This window comes from Polaromonas sp. P1_G4 (genome assembly GCF_056405475.1).
Genome location: NZ_JBFUCA010001015.1, coordinates 1 through 668 on the forward strand (window position 1 = coordinate 1; position 668 = coordinate 668).

General features: G+C 64.9%; 1 protein-coding gene. It reads left to right on the forward strand.

What is annotated here, in order from left to right:
• Positions 1-630: PLP-dependent transferase (locus tag AC1D1X_RS25100; protein WP_477699605.1), on the forward strand; the 630-nt coding region annotated here is incomplete at its 5' end.
• Between the last annotated feature and the right edge of the window lie 38 nt (positions 631-668).

The window sequence follows — 668 nt, forward strand, 5'->3', positions numbered from 1 at the left end:
GCGCTCGACAACACCTGGGGCGCCGGCCTGGCTTTCAATGCATTTGACCTGGGGCTCGATATTTCGGTCCAGGCCCTGACCAAATACCCCAGCGGCGGTGCCGATGTGCTGATGGGCTCCGTCGTCACGCGCGACGAGGCGCTGCATCATCTGGTTCACTTTTGCCACATGCGCGTCGGCTACGGCATAGGCGGCAACGATGCTGAACTGGTGTTGCGCGGCCTGAACAGCATGGCCTTGCGTTATGCCGCGCAGGATGCCGCGACGCGGGAGCTGGCCGGCTGGCTGCAAACCCGGCCGCAAATCGCGGCCGTGCTGCACCCGGCCTTGCCCGGCTCGCCTGGCCATGAAACCTGGAAGCGCGACAGCAGGGGCGCCGCCTGCCTGATGAGTGCCGTCTTCAAGCCGGAGTTCACGCAGGACCGGGTGGACCGCTTTTGTGACAGCCTCAAGCTCTTCAAACTGGGCTATAGCTGGGCGGGCCCCGTGAGCCTGTGTGCGCCGTACGACATACCGGCCCTGCGCACCACGGCATGGCCGTACAAGGGGGGTCTGGTGCGCTTTTCGGTGGGCCTGGAGGCCGTTRCRGACCTGCAGGCGGACATTGCCCAGGCGCTGGAAAAAGCCTGATCAAAGGCTTGGCATACCGTGACGGCAATGCAGTACAG